We start from the raw sequence: 18,002 nt of genomic DNA on the forward strand, positions 1-18,002 counted from the left end.
GCTTGGCGAATCGCACCATGATACAGATCGATGCCCTGCCCGCTTTCTCCGATAATTACATCTGGCTGTTGCAGGACCCTGCCAGCCGCCGTTGTGCGGTCGTCGATCCGGGGGACGCCGGCCCCGTGCTCACCTGGCTCGACCATCACCCTGGCTGGCAGTTGAGCGACATTCTGATCACCCACCACCACCACGATCATGTCGGCGGCATCGAAACGCTCAAGGCGACCACCGGCGCCCGGGTGTGCGGCCCGGCCACAGAGCCAATCCCGGCCCGCGACCTGGCCCTGAACGACAACGACCGCCTGCACGTGCTGGGCCTGACGTTCCAGGTGCTGGCAGTGCCCGGTCATACACTGGGGCATATTGCTTATTACAGTAGCCAGACACCAACACCGCTACTGTTCAGCGGCGACACGCTATTCGCCGCTGGCTGCGGTCGCCTGTTCGAAGGCACTGCCGAGCAAATGCACCAGTCACTGCAACGCCTGGCAGCCCTGCCAGCCGAGACGCTGGTCTATTGCACACATGAATACACTCTCAGCAACCTGCGCTTTGCCTGTGCGGTGGAACCACAAAACCCGCATATTGCCCAACGCTTCGCCGACGTTACCCAGTTTCGAGCACACGATCGCATCACATTACCCTCCACGCTGGCACTGGAGAAGCTGACGAACCCCTTTTTGCGCACCGGCGAAACATCCGTTAAAGAAAAAGTGGACGAACGGAATGGCACCCCAAGCGCCTCTCCAAGTACTGTTTTTGCTGGCTTAAGGGCTTGGAAGGATACGTTCTAAGCAGACGCGGCTGGGCACCAAAAGTTCTGAGAGGTTGACCACCCCCCGGCTGCTTTCTAGAATCGCCCGACATTTTTGCCAGGAACTTACTTCCAGCCAATGTCGTCCCTTAGCCGCAGAACCCTCAATTCCGTCACCCTGACGCGCGTCGCACAAGCTGTCGCGCTGGCTCTGACTGCCACGCTCGTGGGCTGCCAGAGCACCAGTCATATGGGTGACTCCGAGAGCGTTCGCGCGCACAACTACCAGGCCCGACTGAAGCAAAAACCGGTCTTCATCCACGACAAGCCTGCACAACAGGCACCGGATGATGTCTGGGAGCGCATGCGTCAGGGCTTCAAGTTGCAGGACGATATCGGGGTCAACCCGCGCATCGAGCAACAGCGCCTGTGGTTTGCCAGTAACCCTTCGCACCTGGAAACGGTCGGTGACCGCGGCAGCCTGTACATGCATTACATCGTCGAGCGTCTTGAAGAGCGCGACATGCCGCTGGAACTGGCACTGCTACCCGCGATCGAGAGCGCCTACAACCCCCTGGCGTATTCACGCGCCCATGCGGTCGGCCTATGGCAGTTCATCCCCTCGACCGGGCGGCACTTCAACCTGCGCCAAACGCGTTTCTATGATGGTCGGCGCGACATTACCGCGTCGACCAACGCAGCGCTGGACTACCTGTCACGCCTGCACGACATGTTCAACGGCGACTGGCTGCTGGCACTGGCGGCCTACAACGCTGGCGAAGGCACCGTGAGCCGCGCCATTGAGCGTAACGAACGCCTCGGCCTGCCGACCGACTACTGGAACCTGCCGCTCCCCAAGGAAACCCGCGACTACGTGCCCAAGCTGCTGGCACTCTCGCAAGTTGTGCTGACACCACAGGCTTACGGCGTAAACCTCAACCCGATTGCCAATGAACCCTACTTCGAGGCCATCGAGATCAAGGACCGCCTGGACCTTTCGCGCGTGGCGGCCCTGGCCGAAATCGACGAAGACGAGATGTATCAGCTCAACCCGGCCTTCAAAAAACGCATGACGGTCGATGGCCCACAGCAACTGCTGGTCCCCACGGCCAAAGCGCAACTGCTCACGACCAGCCTGTCGAACATGAAGCCCGAAGAGTTGCTCAGCTTGCAGCCCAAGCCGGCCGTGTTCAAAGCCGCATTGGCCGAAGCGGAACCCGGCACAGCGGGTACCGCCCGTAGCTACCGGGTCAAGCGGGGGGACAACCTCGCCAGCATTGCCAAAGCCAACCGTGTCAGCGTCAACGATCTGCAACGCTGGAACAAGCTTTCCGGGCGCAACGTCAAGGTCGGCCAGACCCTTGCCTTGCGCGACACCAAAGGTGCCGTGAAGCAACGCTCCACCCAGTACAAGGTGCGCAAAGGTGACTCGCTGTACATGGTCGCCAAACGCTTCAACGTCGAAATGCAGCACCTCAAGCGCTGGAATCCGAGCACCGCGCACGCACTCAAACCAGGCCAGACACTGACCGTCTATCTGCCTCATTGAGGCCGCACGGCACATCAACTCGGTGCCGCGCCGCCCCTGTGCGACCCGGTACTCTTTTTCCTGTCGATACAAGCTGTTACTGTAGCCAGACCAAAGCCCAAGCCGCCTGGAATGGATCCCCGACTTGATACGCCCCCTCCTGCTGTCAATCAGCCTGGCCTTGAGCTTTCCTGCGGGCGCAACAATCATCGAAAGCCATGGTTACGCCCAGTTTGGCACGCTCAAGTATCCAGCCAAGTTCACCCATTTTGACTGGGTCAATCCGCAAGCGCCCAAGGGCGGTACGTTGCGGGCCATGGCCTTTGGCACGTTCGATACGCTCAACCCCTACACCTTCAAGGGCAGCAGCCCGGTAACCACGCCGAACTTCCTGCAGTATGGCGTGAGCGAGCTGAACGAAACCCTCATGGTCGGTACCGGCCAGTACGATCCTTCCGGCGATGAGCCGACGTCCAGCTACGGCTTGATCGCCCGCTCGGTCGAGTACAGCGAGGACCGTAGCTGGGTGGTGTTCAACTTGCGTCCTGAAGCGCGCTTCCACGACGGCGCCCCGATTACCGCGACAGACGTCGCGTTTTCCTATCGCACGCTTCTCAAGGAAGGCCATCCGCTCTACCGCACCAACCTGCAGGAAGTACAACGGGTCGACATTCTCAGTCCTCAGCGGATTCGCTTCGTGTTCAAACGCGCTGGCAATCCACTGTTGATCCTGCGCCTGGGCGAGATGCCGGTACTGCCGCAGCACTACTGGAAAACACGCGACTTCAAGGCCACGACCTTCGAGCCGCCCTTGGGCAGCGGACCGTACCGCATTGTTCAGGTACAGCCCGGCAGAAGCCTGGTGTTCGAGCGCGTCAGTAACTATTGGGGCAAGGACCTGGCGGTCAATCGTGGCAAGTACAACTTCGACCGGGTTGAGTTCGAGTTCTACCGCGACAGCGATGTTGCGTTTGAAGCCTTCAAGGCGGGCGAATTCGACATCTATATCGAACACCAGGCGAAGAACTGGGCCAATGGCTATACCTTCCCTGCCGTACGTCGCGGCGAGGTGATCAAGGCGCAGATCCCGCACCAGATTCCAACCCAGACCCAAGGCCTGTTCATGAACAGCCGCCGGGCGACCTTTGCCGACACCCGGGTTCGCCAGGCGCTGGGCCTGATGCTGGATTTCGAATGGACCAACCGCACCCTGTTCAGTAGCGCCTACCAGCGCGCGACCAGTTTCTACCCAAACAGCGAGTTCAGCGCCACTGGCTTGCCTGTCGGACAAGAATGGCTAATGCTTTCGCCCTACCGCAACCAACTGCCGCCAGAGCTGTTCACCCAGCCGTTCAAGGTCAGCAGCACCGAAGGCCGGGGCATTGGCCGGGATACCTTGCGCCAGGCCCTGACACTGCTCAACCAGGCGGGCTGGAAACTGAGCGGACAACGCCTGCTCAACGCCAAGGGGCAACCCTTGAAACTGGAGATCCTGCTGGTCAACCCAAACCTGGAGCGGATTCTGCAACCTTATGTCGAAAATCTGGCGAGCATCGGGATCGATGCACGCTTGCGCACCGTTGACCGCGCCCAGTACAAACAGCGGCTGGACCAGTTCGATTTCGACATGATTCTGATGACGCTCAACCAGACCCTCAGCCCGGGTCTTGAACAGTGGCAGTATTTCCATTCAAGCCAGGCCGCGGTCAAAGGCAGCAAAAACTATGCAGGGGTCAAGGACCCGGTGGTCGACCACTTGCTGGAGGTACTGCTCGCCGCAAAAAGCCGGGACGAGCAGGTTGCGGCCACTCGCGCACTGGACCGGGTACTGCTCTGGCAGCACTACATGATTCCCAACTGGTACCTGAACAATCAGCGCCTGGCCTACCGCAATCGGTTCGCCTTCGTCGCCACACCGCCCTATACCCTGGGCCTTAACAGTTGGTGGCTCAAGCCTTCGGAGAATGCCCAATGACGCCATTGCCCGGCTTTCGCATACTGGCTGGCCTGTTGCTTGCTGGCCTCAGCCTGCAGACCCTGGCCGCGCCGCAACATGCGCTGACCCTGTACAACGAAGCGCCGAAGTACCCAGCCAACTTCAAGCACTTTGATTACGTCAACCCGGACGCGCCCAAGGGCGGCACCTTCCGCCAGAATGGCTTCGGCAGCTTCGACAGCCTAAACCCATTCATCAACAAGGGCGTCTCGGCGGACAACCTCGACCTGATCTACGACACCCTGGCCCGCGCCAGCCTGGACGAACCGTTCAGCGAATACGGCTTGCTGGCACAACAGATCGAAAAGGCCCCGGACAACAGCTGGGTGCGCTTCTACCTGCGCCCGGAAGCCCGCTTCCACGACGGCCACCCGGTACGCGCCGAGGACGTGGTGTTCACCTTCAACATGCTGATCAAGCACGGCGCCCCACTTTACCGCGGCTACTATGCCGACGTTGCGGAAGTGGTCGCCGAAGATCCGCTGCGGGTGCTGTTCAAGTTCAAGCACAACAACAACCGCGAGCTGCCGCTGATTCTCGGGCAGATCGCCGTATTGCCCAAACACTGGTGGGAAGGTCGTGACTTCACCAAGGGCAACCTGGAAATCCCGCTGGGCAGCGGGCCTTACACCATCGCCGAGGTCAAGCCCGGGCGCTCAATTCGCTACGTGCGCGACAAGAACTACTGGGGCAAGGACCTGCCGGTCAACCGCGGCTTCTACAACTTCGACCAGATGACGGTCGATTACTACCGAGACAACACCGTCGCCCTGCAGGCACTCAAGGCAGGGCAGTTCGATTATTGGCTGGAAAGCAGCGCCAAAAACTGGGCAACGGCCTACGACACCCCAGCGGTACGCGAAGGTCGCCTGATCCGTGAAGAAATCCCCAACGGCCTGCCCACCGGCATGCAAGGCTTCGTCTTCAACCTGCGTCGTCCTGTGTTCCAGGATGTGCGGGTACGGGAAGCCCTGAGCCTGCTGCTGGACTTCGAGTGGACCAACAAGCAGTTGTTCAACGGCGCTTATACCCGCACCGGCAGCTACTTTGAAAACTCCGAGATGGCTGCCCGTGGCCTGCCTGATGCCGCCGAACTGAAGATCCTTGAACCCCTGCGCGGCAAGGTTCCCGAGCAGGTCTTCACCCAGGCCTTCGCCAACCCGGTCACCGATGGCAGCGGCATGATCCGCGAACAGCAGCGCAAAGCCTACAAGCTGTTGCAGGAGGCCGGCTGGAGCATCAAGGATGACAAGATGGTCGATGCCCAGGGCAAACCGCTGAAAATCGAATTTCTGCTGGCCCAGACCGAGTTCGAGCGTGTCCTGTTACCCTACAAACGCAACCTGGCCGACCTTGGTATCGATCTGACCCTTCGCCGGGTGGACGTTGCCGAATACGTCAACCGCCTGCGCTCACGTGACTTCGACATGATCGTCAGCGGCTTCCCGCAATCCAACTCCCCGGGCAACGAGCAGCGTGAGTATTGGCAAAGCGCCAGTGCCGACAACCCGGGCAGCCGCAATTTCATGGGCCTGAAAGACCCCGCCGTGGATTCGCTGGTGGAATCGCTGATCAACGCCGAATCGCGGCAAGACCTGATCGCCCATACCCGCGCACTCGACCGCGTATTGCTATGGGGTTACTACGTGGTACCCAACTGGCACATCAAAACCTGGCGCGTGGCCTACTGGAACCATATCGGCCATCCGCAAACCCCGCCCAAGTTCGACATTGGCATCAACACCTGGTGGATCAAACCCAGTACTACCCCTGTGATGCCCGTAGCAGCACCGACCGAGACTGCATCGACGAGCGGAGCACACTAGTATGCTGGCCTATACCCTACGCCGCCTGCTGCTGATTATCCCGACCCTGCTGGGCATCCTGGTCATCAACTTCATCATCATCCAGGCCGCCCCCGGCGGCCCGGTAGAGCAGATGATCGCCAAGCTCGAAGGTTTCGAGGGCGCCACCAGCCGGATTGCCGGCGGCGGCGCCGAAGTGTCGGTAGCCGGTTCCAACTACCGCGGCGCGCAAGGCCTGGATCCGGCCCTGATCAAGGAAATCGAGCGCATGTACGGCTTCGACAAGTCGGCGCCGGAACGCCTGTGGATCATGATCAAGAACTATGCCCGGCTCGATTTCGGCGAAAGCTTCTTCCGCGATGCCAAGGTCATCGACCTTATCGCAGAAAAGCTCCCGGTCTCGATTTCCCTGGGGCTGTGGAGCACCCTGATCATGTACCTGGTCTCGATCCCCCTGGGCATCGCCAAGGCCACCCGCCACGGCAGCCATTTCGACGTCTGGACCAGTTCGGCGATCATCATCGGCTACGCAATCCCGGCGTTTCTGTTTGCCATTCTGCTGATCGTATTGTTCGCAGGGGGCAGCTACTTCGACTGGTTCCCGCTGCGCGGCCTGACGTCGAACAACTTCGACGAACTGAGCACCACCGGCAAGATCCTCGACTACTTCTGGCACCTGGTACTACCGGTGACCGCACTGGTAATCGGCAACTTCGCGACCATGACCCTGCTGACCAAGAACAGCTTCCTTGACGAGATCAACAAGCAGTATGTGATCACCGCCAAGGCCAAGGGCCTGAGCAATAACCGTGTGCTTTACGGGCATGTGTTCCGCAATGCCATGCTGCTGGTGATTGCCGGCTTCCCCTCGGCCTTCATCGGCATTTTCTTCACTGGCTCGCTGTTGGTGGAGGTGATTTTCTCGCTCGACGGCCTGGGCCTGATGAGCTTCGAGGCAGCCATCAACCGTGACTACCCGGTGGTGTTCGGCACGCTGTTCATCTTCACCTTGCTGGGGCTGGTCGTGAAACTGATCGGCGACCTGACCTACACCCTGGTCGACCCACGTATCGACTTTGAAAGCCGGGAGCAATGAGATGAAACTGTCACCGCTCAATCGCCGGCGTTTTGAACGCTTCAAAGCCAACCGCCGTGGCTGGTGGTCGCTCTGGCTGTTCCTGATCCTGTTCGGCCTGAGCCTGGGCGCGGAACTGATCGCCAACGATAAACCCCTCGCCGTGCGCTACGACGGCCAATGGTACTTCCCTGCGGTCAAACGCTACCCGGAAACCACCTTTGGCGGCGAGTTTCCGCTGGAGCCCAACTACAAGAGCCCGTACATGCGCGAACTGCTGGCCGCCAAGGACAGCTGGGTACTCTGGGCGCCCATTCCTTTCAGCTACCAGAGCATCAACTATGATCTGAAAGTCCCCGCCCCCGCGCCACCCTCGGCACAGAACTGGCTGGGCACCGACGACCAGGGGCGCGATGTGCTGGCGCGGGTAATCTATGGCTTTCGGATCTCGGTGCTGTTCGCGCTGACCCTGACAATCCTGAGCTCGATCATCGGCGTGATCAGCGGCGCCCTGCAGGGTTTCTATGGTGGCTGGGTAGACCTGGCCGGGCAGCGCTTCCTGGAGATCTGGTCAGGCTTACCAGTGCTTTACCTGCTGATCATCCTGGCCAGTTTCGTGCAGCCGAACTTCTGGTGGCTACTGGGCATCATGCTGTTGTTTTCCTGGATGAGCCTGGTCGACGTGGTGCGTGCCGAATTCCTGCGCGGGCGCAATCTGGAGTACGTGCGTGCGGCGCGAGCCCTCGGCATGCAAAATGGCGCGATCATGTTCCGGCATATCCTGCCCAACGCCATGGTCTCGACCATGACCTTCATGCCCTTCATTCTCACCGGCGCAATCGGCACCCTGACCGCACTGGACTTCCTCGGCTTCGGCCTGCCGCCTGGCGCTCCATCGCTGGGTGAACTGGTCGCACAGGGCAAGTCCAACCTGCAAGCACCGTGGCTGGGTATCAGTGCGTTTGCGGTACTGGCGCTGATGCTTAGCCTGCTGGTGTTCATCGGTGAATCCGCCCGCGATGCCTTCGACCCGAGGAAATAAGATGAATCAGGACAATTTGATCGAAGTCCGCGACCTTTCCGTCGAATTCGTCGTCGGCGACCAGATACAACGGGCCGTCGAACATATCAGTTTCGATATTCGCCGCGGCGAGACGCTGGCCCTGGTGGGCGAAAGCGGCTCAGGCAAATCGGTGACGGCTCACTCGATCCTGCGCCTGCTGCCCTACCCGATCGCCCGCCACCCCTCCGGCAGCATCCACTATGAGCAACGCGACCTGCTGAAACTGGACGAAAAGCAAATGCGCCACATCCGTGGCAACCGCATTGCGATGATCTTCCAGGAACCGATGACCTCGCTGAACCCGCTGCACACCATCGAAAAGCAGATCAACGAAGTACTGCTGCTGCACAAAGGCCTGACGGGTAAAGCCGCCACCGAGCGCACCCTGGAGTTGCTGGACCTGGTGGGAATTCCCGAACCGGTCAAACGCCTCAAGGCACTCCCGCACGAACTCTCTGGTGGCCAACGTCAACGGGTAATGATCGCCATGGCCCTGGCCAACGAGCCGGAGTTGCTAATCGCCGACGAACCAACCACCGCCCTGGACGTGACCGTCCAACTGAAAATTCTCAACCTGCTCAGGGAGCTGCAGTCGCGGCTGGGCATGGCCATGCTGCTGATCAGCCATGATTTGAACCTGGTAAAAAGAATTGCACATCGCGTATGTGTCATGCAGCGCGGTTGTATCGTCGAACAAGCGTCGTGCAACGAATTGTTCAGTGCTCCACAGCATCCGTATACCCAGATGCTGCTGGGCGCAGAGCCCAGTGGGCAGCCTGCGAACAACCCGATCGGCAAGCCGCTACTGGAGGTCGAAGACCTGCGTGTGTGGTTCCCGATCAAAAAAGGCCTGATGCGACGAACAGTCGATTACGTCAAGGCGGTGGACGGCATCAATTTCAGCCTGCCTCAGGGCCAAACCCTGGGGATTGTTGGCGAGAGTGGTTCCGGAAAGTCCACGCTGGGTTTGGCAATTCTGCGGTTGCTGCACAGCCAAGGTGCCATACGTTTTCAAGGAAAGGCGCTAGACTGCCTTTCTCAGCAACAGGTTCGGCCGTTCCGACGGCAGATGCAAGTGGTCTTCCAGGACCCTTTCGGCAGCCTCAGCCCACGTATGTGCGTGAGCGATATCGTCGGTGAGGGCCTGCGCATCCATCGGATTGGCACGGCAGCAGAACAGGAACAGGCGATCATAGAGGCACTCAAGGAGGTAGGGCTGGATCCGGAAACCCGGCACCGCTACCCTCACGAGTTCTCTGGAGGCCAGCGACAACGAATTGCCATTGCCCGGGCATTGGTATTGAAACCGGCACTGATACTGCTGGACGAGCCCACTTCGGCGCTCGACCGGACCGTTCAGCGCCAAGTGGTGGAGCTGCTGCGTTCGCTGCAGACCAAGTACAACCTGACCTACTTGTTTATCAGCCATGACCTGGCGGTGATCAAGGCGCTAAGCCACCAACTGATCGTGGTCAAGCAGGGCCAGGTGGTTGAACAAGGTCCGGCGGCAAGCATTTTCGCTGCACCGCAACATACTTATACACAGCAGCTGCTGGAAGCGGCCTTTTTGGCCCCAACAGCTGTCGATTAACCTGAAGAGGAACAACACATGGGTTTTCTCGCCGGTAAGCGCGTACTGATCGTCGGTGTCGCAAGCAAACTGTCCATCGCATCCGGTATTGCTGCCGCCATGCATCGCGAGGGCGCAGAACTTGCCTTCACCTACCAGAACGAAAAGCTCAAGGGCCGCGTCGAAGAGTTCGCCGCTGGCTGGGGCTCCAGCCCTGAGCTGTGCTTCCCCTGTGACGTTGCCAGCGACGAAGAGATCGCCAAGGTCTTCGAGGAACTGAGCAAGAAGTGGGACGGCCTGGATTGCATCGTGCACTCGGTTGGCTTCGCCCCGGGCGACCAACTGGATGGCGACTTCACCGAGGTCACCACCCGCGAAGGTTTCCGCATCGCCCACGACATCAGCGCCTACAGCTTCGTCGCCCTGGCCAAGGCCGGTCGCGAAATGATGAAAGGCCGTAATGGCAGCCTGCTGACCCTGTCCTACCTGGGCGCAGAGCGCACCATGCCGAACTACAACGTCATGGGCATGGCCAAGGCCAGCCTGGAAGCCGGCGTACGCTACCTGGCCGGCAGCCTGGGCCCAGAGGGCACCCGCGTGAACGCCGTTTCCGCTGGCCCGATCCGTACACTGGCTGCCTCCGGCATCAAGAGCTTCCGCAAGATGCTGGCTGCCAACGAAGCCCAGACCCCACTGCGTCGTAACGTCACCATCGAGGAAGTCGGCAACGCTGGCGCCTTCCTCTGCTCCGACCTGGCGTCGGGCATCAGCGGCGAAATCATGTACGTAGACGGCGGCTTCAACACCACCGCCATGGGCGATCTCTCCGAGTAAGCCACAGCCGTAGTTGCAAACAAACCCCCGCTTTTTAGCGGGGGTTTGTATTTGTGGGCCAACGATACAGACGCCAAGCCTGCATCCCACAGGAAGCTGTAGGCCGTGGCACTTGCCCCAAACAAAAGCCCCTGGCCTTTCGGTCAGGGGCTTTGTCGGTTGCCGTTGCTGCTCTAGAGGAACGTCACTCAGTAGCGAGTGATGTCCGCCTTGGCTTCCAACTGCTTGCGGTAGGCTGCAAAGTCTTGCTGGCCAGCACGCGACGCCAGGAAGCGACGGTAGGCCGACTTCTCTTCGTCAGTGGCCGCAGAACCTTCGTTGACGCCATCCAGACGCAGTACAACGAAGCTGCCATCGGCCAGGCTGACACTGCCGAAGAGCGGCTTGTCCTTGGCTTCAGGCTTGCCCATGCGGAACAGGGCTTGCAGCTCTACAGGATCAATACCGTCCTGATTACGCGTCACTGCTTCCTGTACCTTCCAGCTCTGGCCCTCATACGCCGCTGTCGGCGCGATCTTGCCGTCACGCAGGCCGGCAATCAGGGCTTCGCCTTTAGCCTTCACAGCAGCACTGGCGTGCTCCTTGGCCAGGTGCTTGCGAATGCTGTCGGCGACCGCTTCCAGCGGCAGCTGGGCCGGCTTGCGATGCTCTTTGACGCGAATGACCACGACCGTTTCAGGGTCCAGCTCGATGGACGAACTGTTAGCGCCCTCTTCCATGACTTCAGGGCTGAACGCCGCCTGAATCACAGCACGGTTAGCCGTCACGCCTTCGCCACCTTCACGACCGAAAGGCTCGGACGTCTTGACCTTCAAGCCCAGCTCCTGAGCTGGCTGGCTCAGGTCGGAGGCCTCGAATGCGGAGTCAACCAGTTGCTTGGTCGCCTCGACAAAGCGCTGCTCGACCTGCTGCGTCTTCAACTCTCGCGTCAGCTTGTCTTTCAGGCTGGCGAAACTTGGCACCTCAGGTGCTTGCACACCCAACAGCTTGATCAGGTGAAAGCCGTAGTCGGTACGAACCGGGGCCGACACTTGATCCTTGTCCAGCGCGTACAGCGCCTCTTCGAAAGCCGGGTCGTAAACGCCCTGACCCGCAAAGCCGAGGTCACCGCCATTGCTGGCCGAGCCCGGGTCCTGCGAAAACTCCTTGGCCAGCGCGGCAAAGTCTTCACCTTTGGCCAGGCGCTGTTGAATCTCTTCGATACGAGCCTTGGCCTGCGCTTCATTCACCTTGTCGTTGACTTCGATGAGGATGTGCGCGGCATGACGCTGCTCGGCGAGGCCGGAAATTTCTTTCTCATACAGCGCCTGAAGCTCATCTTCATTGACACTGACCTGATCGAAGAACGCGGACTTCTTCAGCTCCAGGTAGTCGATGACCACTTGATCCGGGCTCATGAACTCCTTGGCGTGCGCGTCGTAGTGAGCCTTGATCTCGTCGTCGCTCACCTTGCTCGCAGCAACATCTGCCTTGAAGGTGATGGAGGCGAAGTCACGGGTCTGTTTTTCCAGACGGGCGAATGCTTCAACCTGCGAGTCGGTCACAAAACCGCTTCCGGCAAGGCCGGTACGCAGTTGGCCAATGAGCATTTCCTGCGCCAGCATTTCGCGGAACTGCAGACGGCCGTAACCCATCTGCCGAATGACCTGGTCGAAGCGCTCGGCACTGAACTTGCCGTCAACCTGGAACTCCGGCGTCTGCAGGATCAGTTGATCCAGCGCCGCTTCGGAGAACGCGAACTTGGCATCGTGGGCCCCTTGAAGCAGCAACTTGCGATCGATCAGCCCCTTGAGTGCCGCTTCGCGCAACATGTTTTCATCCAACAGGGAGGCGTCGAAATCCTTGCCCAACTGTTGCATCAGCTGACGACGTTGCATGTCGACCGCTTGGCTCAGCTCGTTCTGGCTAATGGCATCGCCATTGACCTTGGCAGCGTCCTGGCTGTGGCTGGTGGCCTGGAAGATGGCATCGACGCCGGTCAGCGCCATCAAGGCTACGATGACACCGATGATGGTCTTGGCAATCCAACCTTGTGAATTGTCCCTGATATTCTGCAGCATGCGTCCCCCAGAAACGGTTGTACTGATAAAGCAACCGCGGAGCGTGGGTAGAGTCCTGATAGAAGAAAGGCGCATCCGAGGATGCGCCTTCTCGTAGCTGGCGAAGCGGTCGAAAGCCGGATATCTAAGCTTTCGGAGGAGACGCCTCTCGAGAGGCTTGCCCCCTTTGCGCTTCGCTGTCGAACCAGGCCATGGCCTGACTCGACGAGGCGTAAGCCCGAAAGAAGCGACTTAGTTGACGGCTTCTTTCAGTGCTTTGCCAGCTTTGAAGCCTGGCTTCTTGGCAGCAGGGATTTCCAGAGTCTTACCGGTTTGCGGGTTACGGCCGGTACGCGCAGGACGGTCGGTCACGGAGAACGTGCCGAAGCCTACCAGTACAACCGAGTCACCTGCCTTCAGGGCGCCGGTGACGGAGTCGATTACTGCATCCAGCGCACGGCCAGCTACAGCTTTCGGGATGTCAGCAGATGCAGCGATAGCGTCAATCAGTTCCGACTTGTTCACTCTAAGTCCCCTTATATCTCTATTGAGTATGTTTCTAAGTATGTAATCAAAGCAAAACGATGCTGGGTGGCCAGTTGGCATTTAAGTGCCGCCCTATAACAAAGGCTCTAACTGCCGCCAACCAAGCCCCCCAACCAAATACGTATTAATGCGTGCTGATTCTTTCCTTGGAATCACCGTCGCGCTTTTCATCCTTTGCGACAATCTCGGGAGCCACATCTGGCAAGGGCTCCGGGGCGTATTGCAGCGCAATTTGGAGGACTTCGTCAATCCATTTCACGGGTTTAATCTGCAGATCCCGCTTAATATTCTCAGGAATTTCTTTCAGATCCCGCACATTCTCTTCCGGAATGATCACCGTCTTGATTCCGCCACGGTGTGCGGCCAGTAGTTTTTCCTTCAAACCACCAATCGCCAATACCTGACCACGCAGGGTAATTTCACCGGTCATTGCCACATCGGCACGCACCGGAATCTGGGTCAGTGCCGACACCAGCGCGGTGCACATACCGATACCTGCACTTGGACCGTCCTTCGGCGTGGCCCCTTCCGGCATGTGGATATGGGTGTCACGCTTCTCGTGGAAGTCTGCAGGAATACCCAGGCTGCGGGCCCGGCTACGGACGACGGTCTGTGCAGCGGTGATCGACTCAACCATGACATCGCCCAGCGAACCGGTCTTGATCAACTGGCCCTTGCCTGGCACCACAGCCGCTTCGATGGTCAGCAATTCGCCACCCACCTGAGTCCAGGCCAGCCCCGTAACCTGGCCAACCTGATCCTGCTGCTCAGCCAGACCATAACGGAACTTGCGAACGCCGAGGAAATGCTCGAGCTGATCGCCACTCACCTTGACGGCCACCTGCTTGTGCCCGGTGTGTTCCTTGACCACCTTGCGACAAACCTTGGCAATCTGACGCTCAAGGCCACGCACACCGGCTTCACGGGTGTAGTAGCGAATGATGTCGCGAATCGCCGTGGTGTCGATATCCAGTTCGCCTTTCTTCAAGCCGTTGGCCTTGATCTGCTTCGGCACCAGGTACTTGACAGCGATGTTGATCTTTTCGTCCTCGGTGTACCCCGGCAAACGGATGACTTCCATACGGTCCAGCAGGGCTGGTGGAATGTTCATCGAGTTCGAGGTGCAGAGGAACATCACGTCCGACAGGTCGTAATCGACCTCAAGGTAGTGATCGTTGAAGTTGTGGTTCTGCTCTGGATCCAGCACTTCCAGCAGCGCCGACGCCGGGTCGCCACGCATGTCGCTGCCCATCTTGTCGATTTCATCGAGCAGGAACAGTGGGTTGCGTACACCAACCTTGGTCATTTTCTGGATCAGGCGACCCGGCATCGAGCCGATGTAGGTACGCCGGTGGCCACGAATCTCGGCCTCGTCACGCACGCCGCCCAGCGCCATGCGCACGAACTTGCGATTGGTCGCAGCCGCGATCGACTCCGCCAGGGACGTTTTACCGACACCGGGCGGGCCCACCAGGCACAACACCGGACCACGGATCTTTTTGACCCGTTTCTGTACGGCAAGGTACTCAAGGATGCGCTCCTTGACCTCTTCCAGGCCATAGTGGTCGGCATCGAGGATTTCTTCGGCCTTGGCCAGGTCCAGGCGGACCTTGCTCTGAGCTTTCCACGGTACCTGAACCAGCCAGTCCAGATAGGAGCGCACCACGGTCGCTTCAGCAGACATCGGAGACATCTGCTTGAGCTTGTTCAGCTCGGCTTGCGCCTTGGCGTAGGCATCCTTGGGCAGGCCCGCCTCGTCGATGCGCTTTTTCAGCTCTTCGACTTCGTTGTGACCTTCTTCGCTATCGCCCAGCTCTTTCTGAATGGCCTTCATCTGCTCATTCAGGTAGTACTCGCGCTGGCTGCGCTCCATTTGTTTCTTGACCCGGCCGCGGATGCGCTTCTCGACCTGCAACAGGTCGATTTCGGCATCCAGCAAGGCCAGGACATGCTCAACCCGGGCACCCAGGTCGATGATTTCGAGGATTTCCTGTTTCTGCTCGATTTTCAGCGCCATGTGTGCAGCCATGGTGTCGACCAGACGACCCGGCTCATCGATGCTGTTCAGCGACGACAGGACTTCAGCCGGGACTTTCTTGCCCAGCTGGACATATTGCTCGAACTGCGACAGCAGCGTGCGCACGAACACTTCGGATTCGCGGTCAGCGGCTTCCGACTCGTCGATCAGTGCGACTTCGGCACGGATGTGCCCGTCAACTTCGTTGAAACGCTCGACAGCACCACGCTGCTCACCCTCGACCAGCACCTTGACGGTGCCATCAGGCAGTTTCAGCAGCTGCAGAACGGTAGCGATGGTGCCCACACGATACAGGGCGTCTTCGCCTGGATCATCGTCGGCTGGATTCTTCTGGGCCAGCAGGAGGATCTGCTTCTCGCCCGTCATCGCGGCCTCGAGGGCCTCGATGGACTTCTCGCGCCCCACAAACAGCGGGATAACCATGTGCGGATAGACGACAACATCACGCAATGGCAAAAGAGGCAAGTCGAGGGTTGTCTTCATGATTTCGCCTCTACAGCGGCCTTGTGGCCGTAAAACCGATGGAATTTGAGCTTGAACCTAATGTGGGGGCAGCCCCGGAAAAAAACAAGCTCTACGACAGGAAAAGCAAAGGGGCCCGAAGGCCCCTTGCTGATTCGAGCCGGTGAAGGGCTCAGGCATCAGGTGCAGCTTTGGCTTGCGGCTCGCTGTTCTCATAGATCAACAGCGGCTGCGAAGAACCATCGATGACACTCTCGTCGATCACCACCTTGCTGACATCCTTCTGCGAAGGAATCTCGTACATGGTGTCGAGCAGGATGCCTTCGAGAATGGAACGCAGGCCACGTGCGCCGGTCTTGCGCTCCAGTGCCTTGCGGGCAACTGAACGCAGCGCGTCGTTGCGGAACTCCAGGTCCACGCCTTCCATCTCGAACAACTTGGCGTACTGCTTGGTCAGGGCGTTCTTTGGCTCGGTCAGGATCTGCATCAAGGCAGCCTCATCCAGCTCGTCGAGGGTTGCCAACACGGGCAAACGACCGACGAACTCAGGGATCAGGCCAAACTTGACCAGATCGTCCGGCTCGACTTCACGCAGCGACTCGCCAACCTTCTTGCCTTCCTGCTTGCTGCGTACTTCGGCAGTGAAGCCGATGCCGCCGCGGGTGGAACGGCTCTGGATCACTTTTTCCAGGCCAGAGAACGCACCGCCACAGATAAACAGGATGTTGCGCGTATCGACCTGCAGGAACTCCTGCTGCGGGTGCTTGCGGCCACCTTGCGGCGGAACGGAAGCGACCGTGCCTTCGATCAGCTTGAGCAGCGCTTGCTGCACGCCCTCACCCGACACATCGCGGGTAATCGACGGGTTGTCCGACTTACGCGAAATCTTGTCGATTTCGTCGATGTAGACAATACCCATCTGGGCTTTTTCGACGTCGTAGTCGCACTTTTGCAACAGCTTCTGAATGATGTTCTCGACATCCTCACCGACATAGCCCGCTTCAGTCAGCGTGGTGGCATCGGCGATGGTGAACGGCACATTCAGCAGGCGCGCCAAGGTTTCAGCGAGCAGCGTCTTGCCCGAACCAGTCGGGCCGATCAGCAGGATGTTGCTCTTGCCAAGTTCGACGTCGTCGTTTTTCTTGTCGCGTTGGTTCAGGCGCTTGTAGTGGTTGTACACCGCTACGGCCAAGACCTTTTTCGCGCGCTCCTGACCAATGACGTACTGGTCCAGGATGGCGCTGATTTCTTTCGGCGAAGGCAATTTATGCGCACTGCTCTCGGCCTGGGCTTCCTGCACCTCCTCACGGATGATGTCGTTGCACAGGTCGACGCACTCGTCGCAGATAAATACCGAGGGGCCGGCAATCAACTTGCGCACTTCATGCTGGCTTTTGCCGCAGAAGGAGCAATAGAGCAATTTGCCGTTGTCCTCGCCGTTACGGGTGTCAGTCATTCGATCGATCCAATCCGGTAGGCTTGCAACACAAGATGAAGGCAATTGCGGGCTTTTTCAAGTCCGCAGGTGGCTGGGCGGGCCCAGCACCTGCTTTTGAGTCGATCAAGCAGTCATTTGACGCTTGTCGAACACCGAGTCGATCAGACCGTACTCGGCAGCGCGTTGAGCGCTCATGAAGTTGTCACGGTTGGTGTCACGCTCGATGGTTTCGATCGACTGGCCGGTGTGGAACGCCAGCAGTTCGTTCAGACGCGAACGGATCGAAAGAATTTCCTTGGCATGGATGTCGATGTCCGACGCCTGACCCTGGAAACCACCCAGCGGCTGGTGAATCATCATCCGCGAGTTCGGCAGGCAATGACGCTTGCCCTTGGCACCACCGGCCAACAGGAACGCACCCATGCTGCAGGCCTGGCCGATGCAGATGGTGGAGACGTCTGGCTTGATGAACTGCATGGTGTCGTAGATCGACATGCCCGCAGTCACCGAACCACCCGGCGAGTTGATATAGAGATGGATATCCTTGTCCGGGTTTTCCGCTTCAAGGAACAGCATCTGCGCCGCTACCAGGTTAGCCATGTAGTCCTCTACCGGGCCAACCAGGAAGATGATCCGCTCCTTCAAGAGGCGCGAATAAATATCGTAGGCACGTTCGCCACGAGCGGATTGCTCGATAACCATCGGGACCAGGCCGCCTGCGGCCTGGATGTCAGAGCTCTGCTGATAATAAGAATTGCGGGACATGTCCTGCACTCACTCCCAAATAGTCATGTCTTGAATACGCATAAGCCAGCACGAAGGCTGGCTTATGGTGTTTTCCTACGAGAAAA

13 protein-coding genes are annotated in these 18,002 nt (G+C 59.1%); 8 read left to right on the forward strand and 5 right to left on the reverse strand.

Annotated elements, in window-relative coordinates:
* Positions 1–17 precede the first annotated feature (17 nt).
* The 8 genes from gloB (at position 18) to fabI (ending at position 10,628) form a co-directional block, all read left to right on the forward strand.
* Complete coding sequence (gloB, locus tag CS390_RS16050) at positions 18–797, forward strand: hydroxyacylglutathione hydrolase (RefSeq protein WP_099775321.1); 780 nt, start codon at positions 18–20, stop codon at positions 795–797.
* Between the two features lie 99 nt (positions 798–896).
* On the forward strand, positions 897–2,306 hold the full coding sequence (locus CS390_RS16055) for a transglycosylase SLT domain-containing protein (RefSeq protein ID WP_065761187.1): 1,410 nt from the start codon (positions 897–899) through the stop codon (positions 2,304–2,306).
* Positions 2,307–2,430: 124 nt separating this feature from the next.
* Positions 2,431–4,260: an extracellular solute-binding protein gene (locus CS390_RS16060; protein WP_177442410.1), complete on the forward strand. Its 1,830-nt coding sequence runs from the start codon at positions 2,431–2,433 to the stop codon at positions 4,258–4,260.
* Positions 4,257–6,107 (forward strand): extracellular solute-binding protein, encoded by a 1,851-nt coding sequence (locus CS390_RS16065; RefSeq protein ID WP_065761186.1) that lies wholly within the window; start codon positions 4,257–4,259, stop codon positions 6,105–6,107. Before CS390_RS16060 ends, CS390_RS16065 begins: the two co-directional genes overlap by 4 nt.
* Position 6,108: 1 nt before the next feature.
* Entirely contained in the window at positions 6,109–7,182 is a 1,074-nt protein-coding gene (locus CS390_RS16070) for a microcin C ABC transporter permease YejB (protein ID WP_099775322.1), read from the forward strand.
* A 1-nt stretch (position 7,183) separates the two neighbouring features.
* Positions 7,184–8,203 (forward strand): ABC transporter permease, encoded by a 1,020-nt coding sequence (locus CS390_RS16075; protein WP_065761184.1) that lies wholly within the window; start codon positions 7,184–7,186, stop codon positions 8,201–8,203.
* A 1-nt stretch (position 8,204) separates the two neighbouring features.
* A complete protein-coding gene (locus tag CS390_RS16080; protein ID WP_065761183.1) occupies positions 8,205–9,815 on the forward strand; it encodes an ABC transporter ATP-binding protein in 1,611 nt (536 codons plus the stop codon).
* Positions 9,816–9,833: 18 nt separating this feature from the next.
* Positions 9,834–10,628, forward strand: coding sequence for an enoyl-ACP reductase FabI (gene fabI, locus CS390_RS16085; protein WP_099775323.1), 795 nt, complete (start codon positions 9,834–9,836; stop codon positions 10,626–10,628).
* A gap of 188 nt (positions 10,629–10,816) precedes the next feature.
* Here fabI and CS390_RS16090 read toward each other — a convergent pair whose 3' ends face one another.
* The 5 genes from CS390_RS16090 to clpP all read right to left on the reverse strand — a co-directional run bounded on the left by CS390_RS16090 (position 10,817) and on the right by clpP (position 17,916).
* Positions 10,817–12,688, reverse strand: coding sequence for a SurA N-terminal domain-containing protein (locus CS390_RS16090; RefSeq protein WP_099775324.1), 1,872 nt, complete (start codon positions 12,686–12,688; stop codon positions 10,817–10,819).
* 231 nt (positions 12,689–12,919) lie between these two features.
* Entirely contained in the window at positions 12,920–13,192 is a 273-nt protein-coding gene (locus CS390_RS16095) for an HU family DNA-binding protein (RefSeq protein WP_065761180.1), read from the reverse strand.
* 145 nt (positions 13,193–13,337) lie between these two features.
* The gene (gene lon, locus CS390_RS16100; protein WP_065761179.1) at positions 13,338–15,734 is read right to left on the reverse strand and encodes an endopeptidase La; all 2,397 of its coding nucleotides are present in this window, start codon (positions 15,732–15,734) and stop codon (positions 13,338–13,340) included.
* 151 nt (positions 15,735–15,885) lie between these two features.
* The gene (gene clpX, locus CS390_RS16105; RefSeq protein ID WP_065761178.1) at positions 15,886–17,169 is read right to left on the reverse strand and encodes an ATP-dependent Clp protease ATP-binding subunit ClpX; all 1,284 of its coding nucleotides are present in this window, start codon (positions 17,167–17,169) and stop codon (positions 15,886–15,888) included.
* 105 nt (positions 17,170–17,274) lie between these two features.
* The gene (gene clpP, locus CS390_RS16110) at positions 17,275–17,916 is read right to left on the reverse strand and encodes an ATP-dependent Clp endopeptidase proteolytic subunit ClpP (protein WP_065761177.1); all 642 of its coding nucleotides are present in this window, start codon (positions 17,914–17,916) and stop codon (positions 17,275–17,277) included.
* Between the last annotated feature and the right edge of the window lie 86 nt (positions 17,917–18,002).

It is taken from the genome of Pseudomonas sp. HLS-6 (assembly GCF_002753995.1).
Taxonomy (GTDB): domain Bacteria; phylum Pseudomonadota; class Gammaproteobacteria; order Pseudomonadales; family Pseudomonadaceae; genus Aquipseudomonas; species Aquipseudomonas defluvii.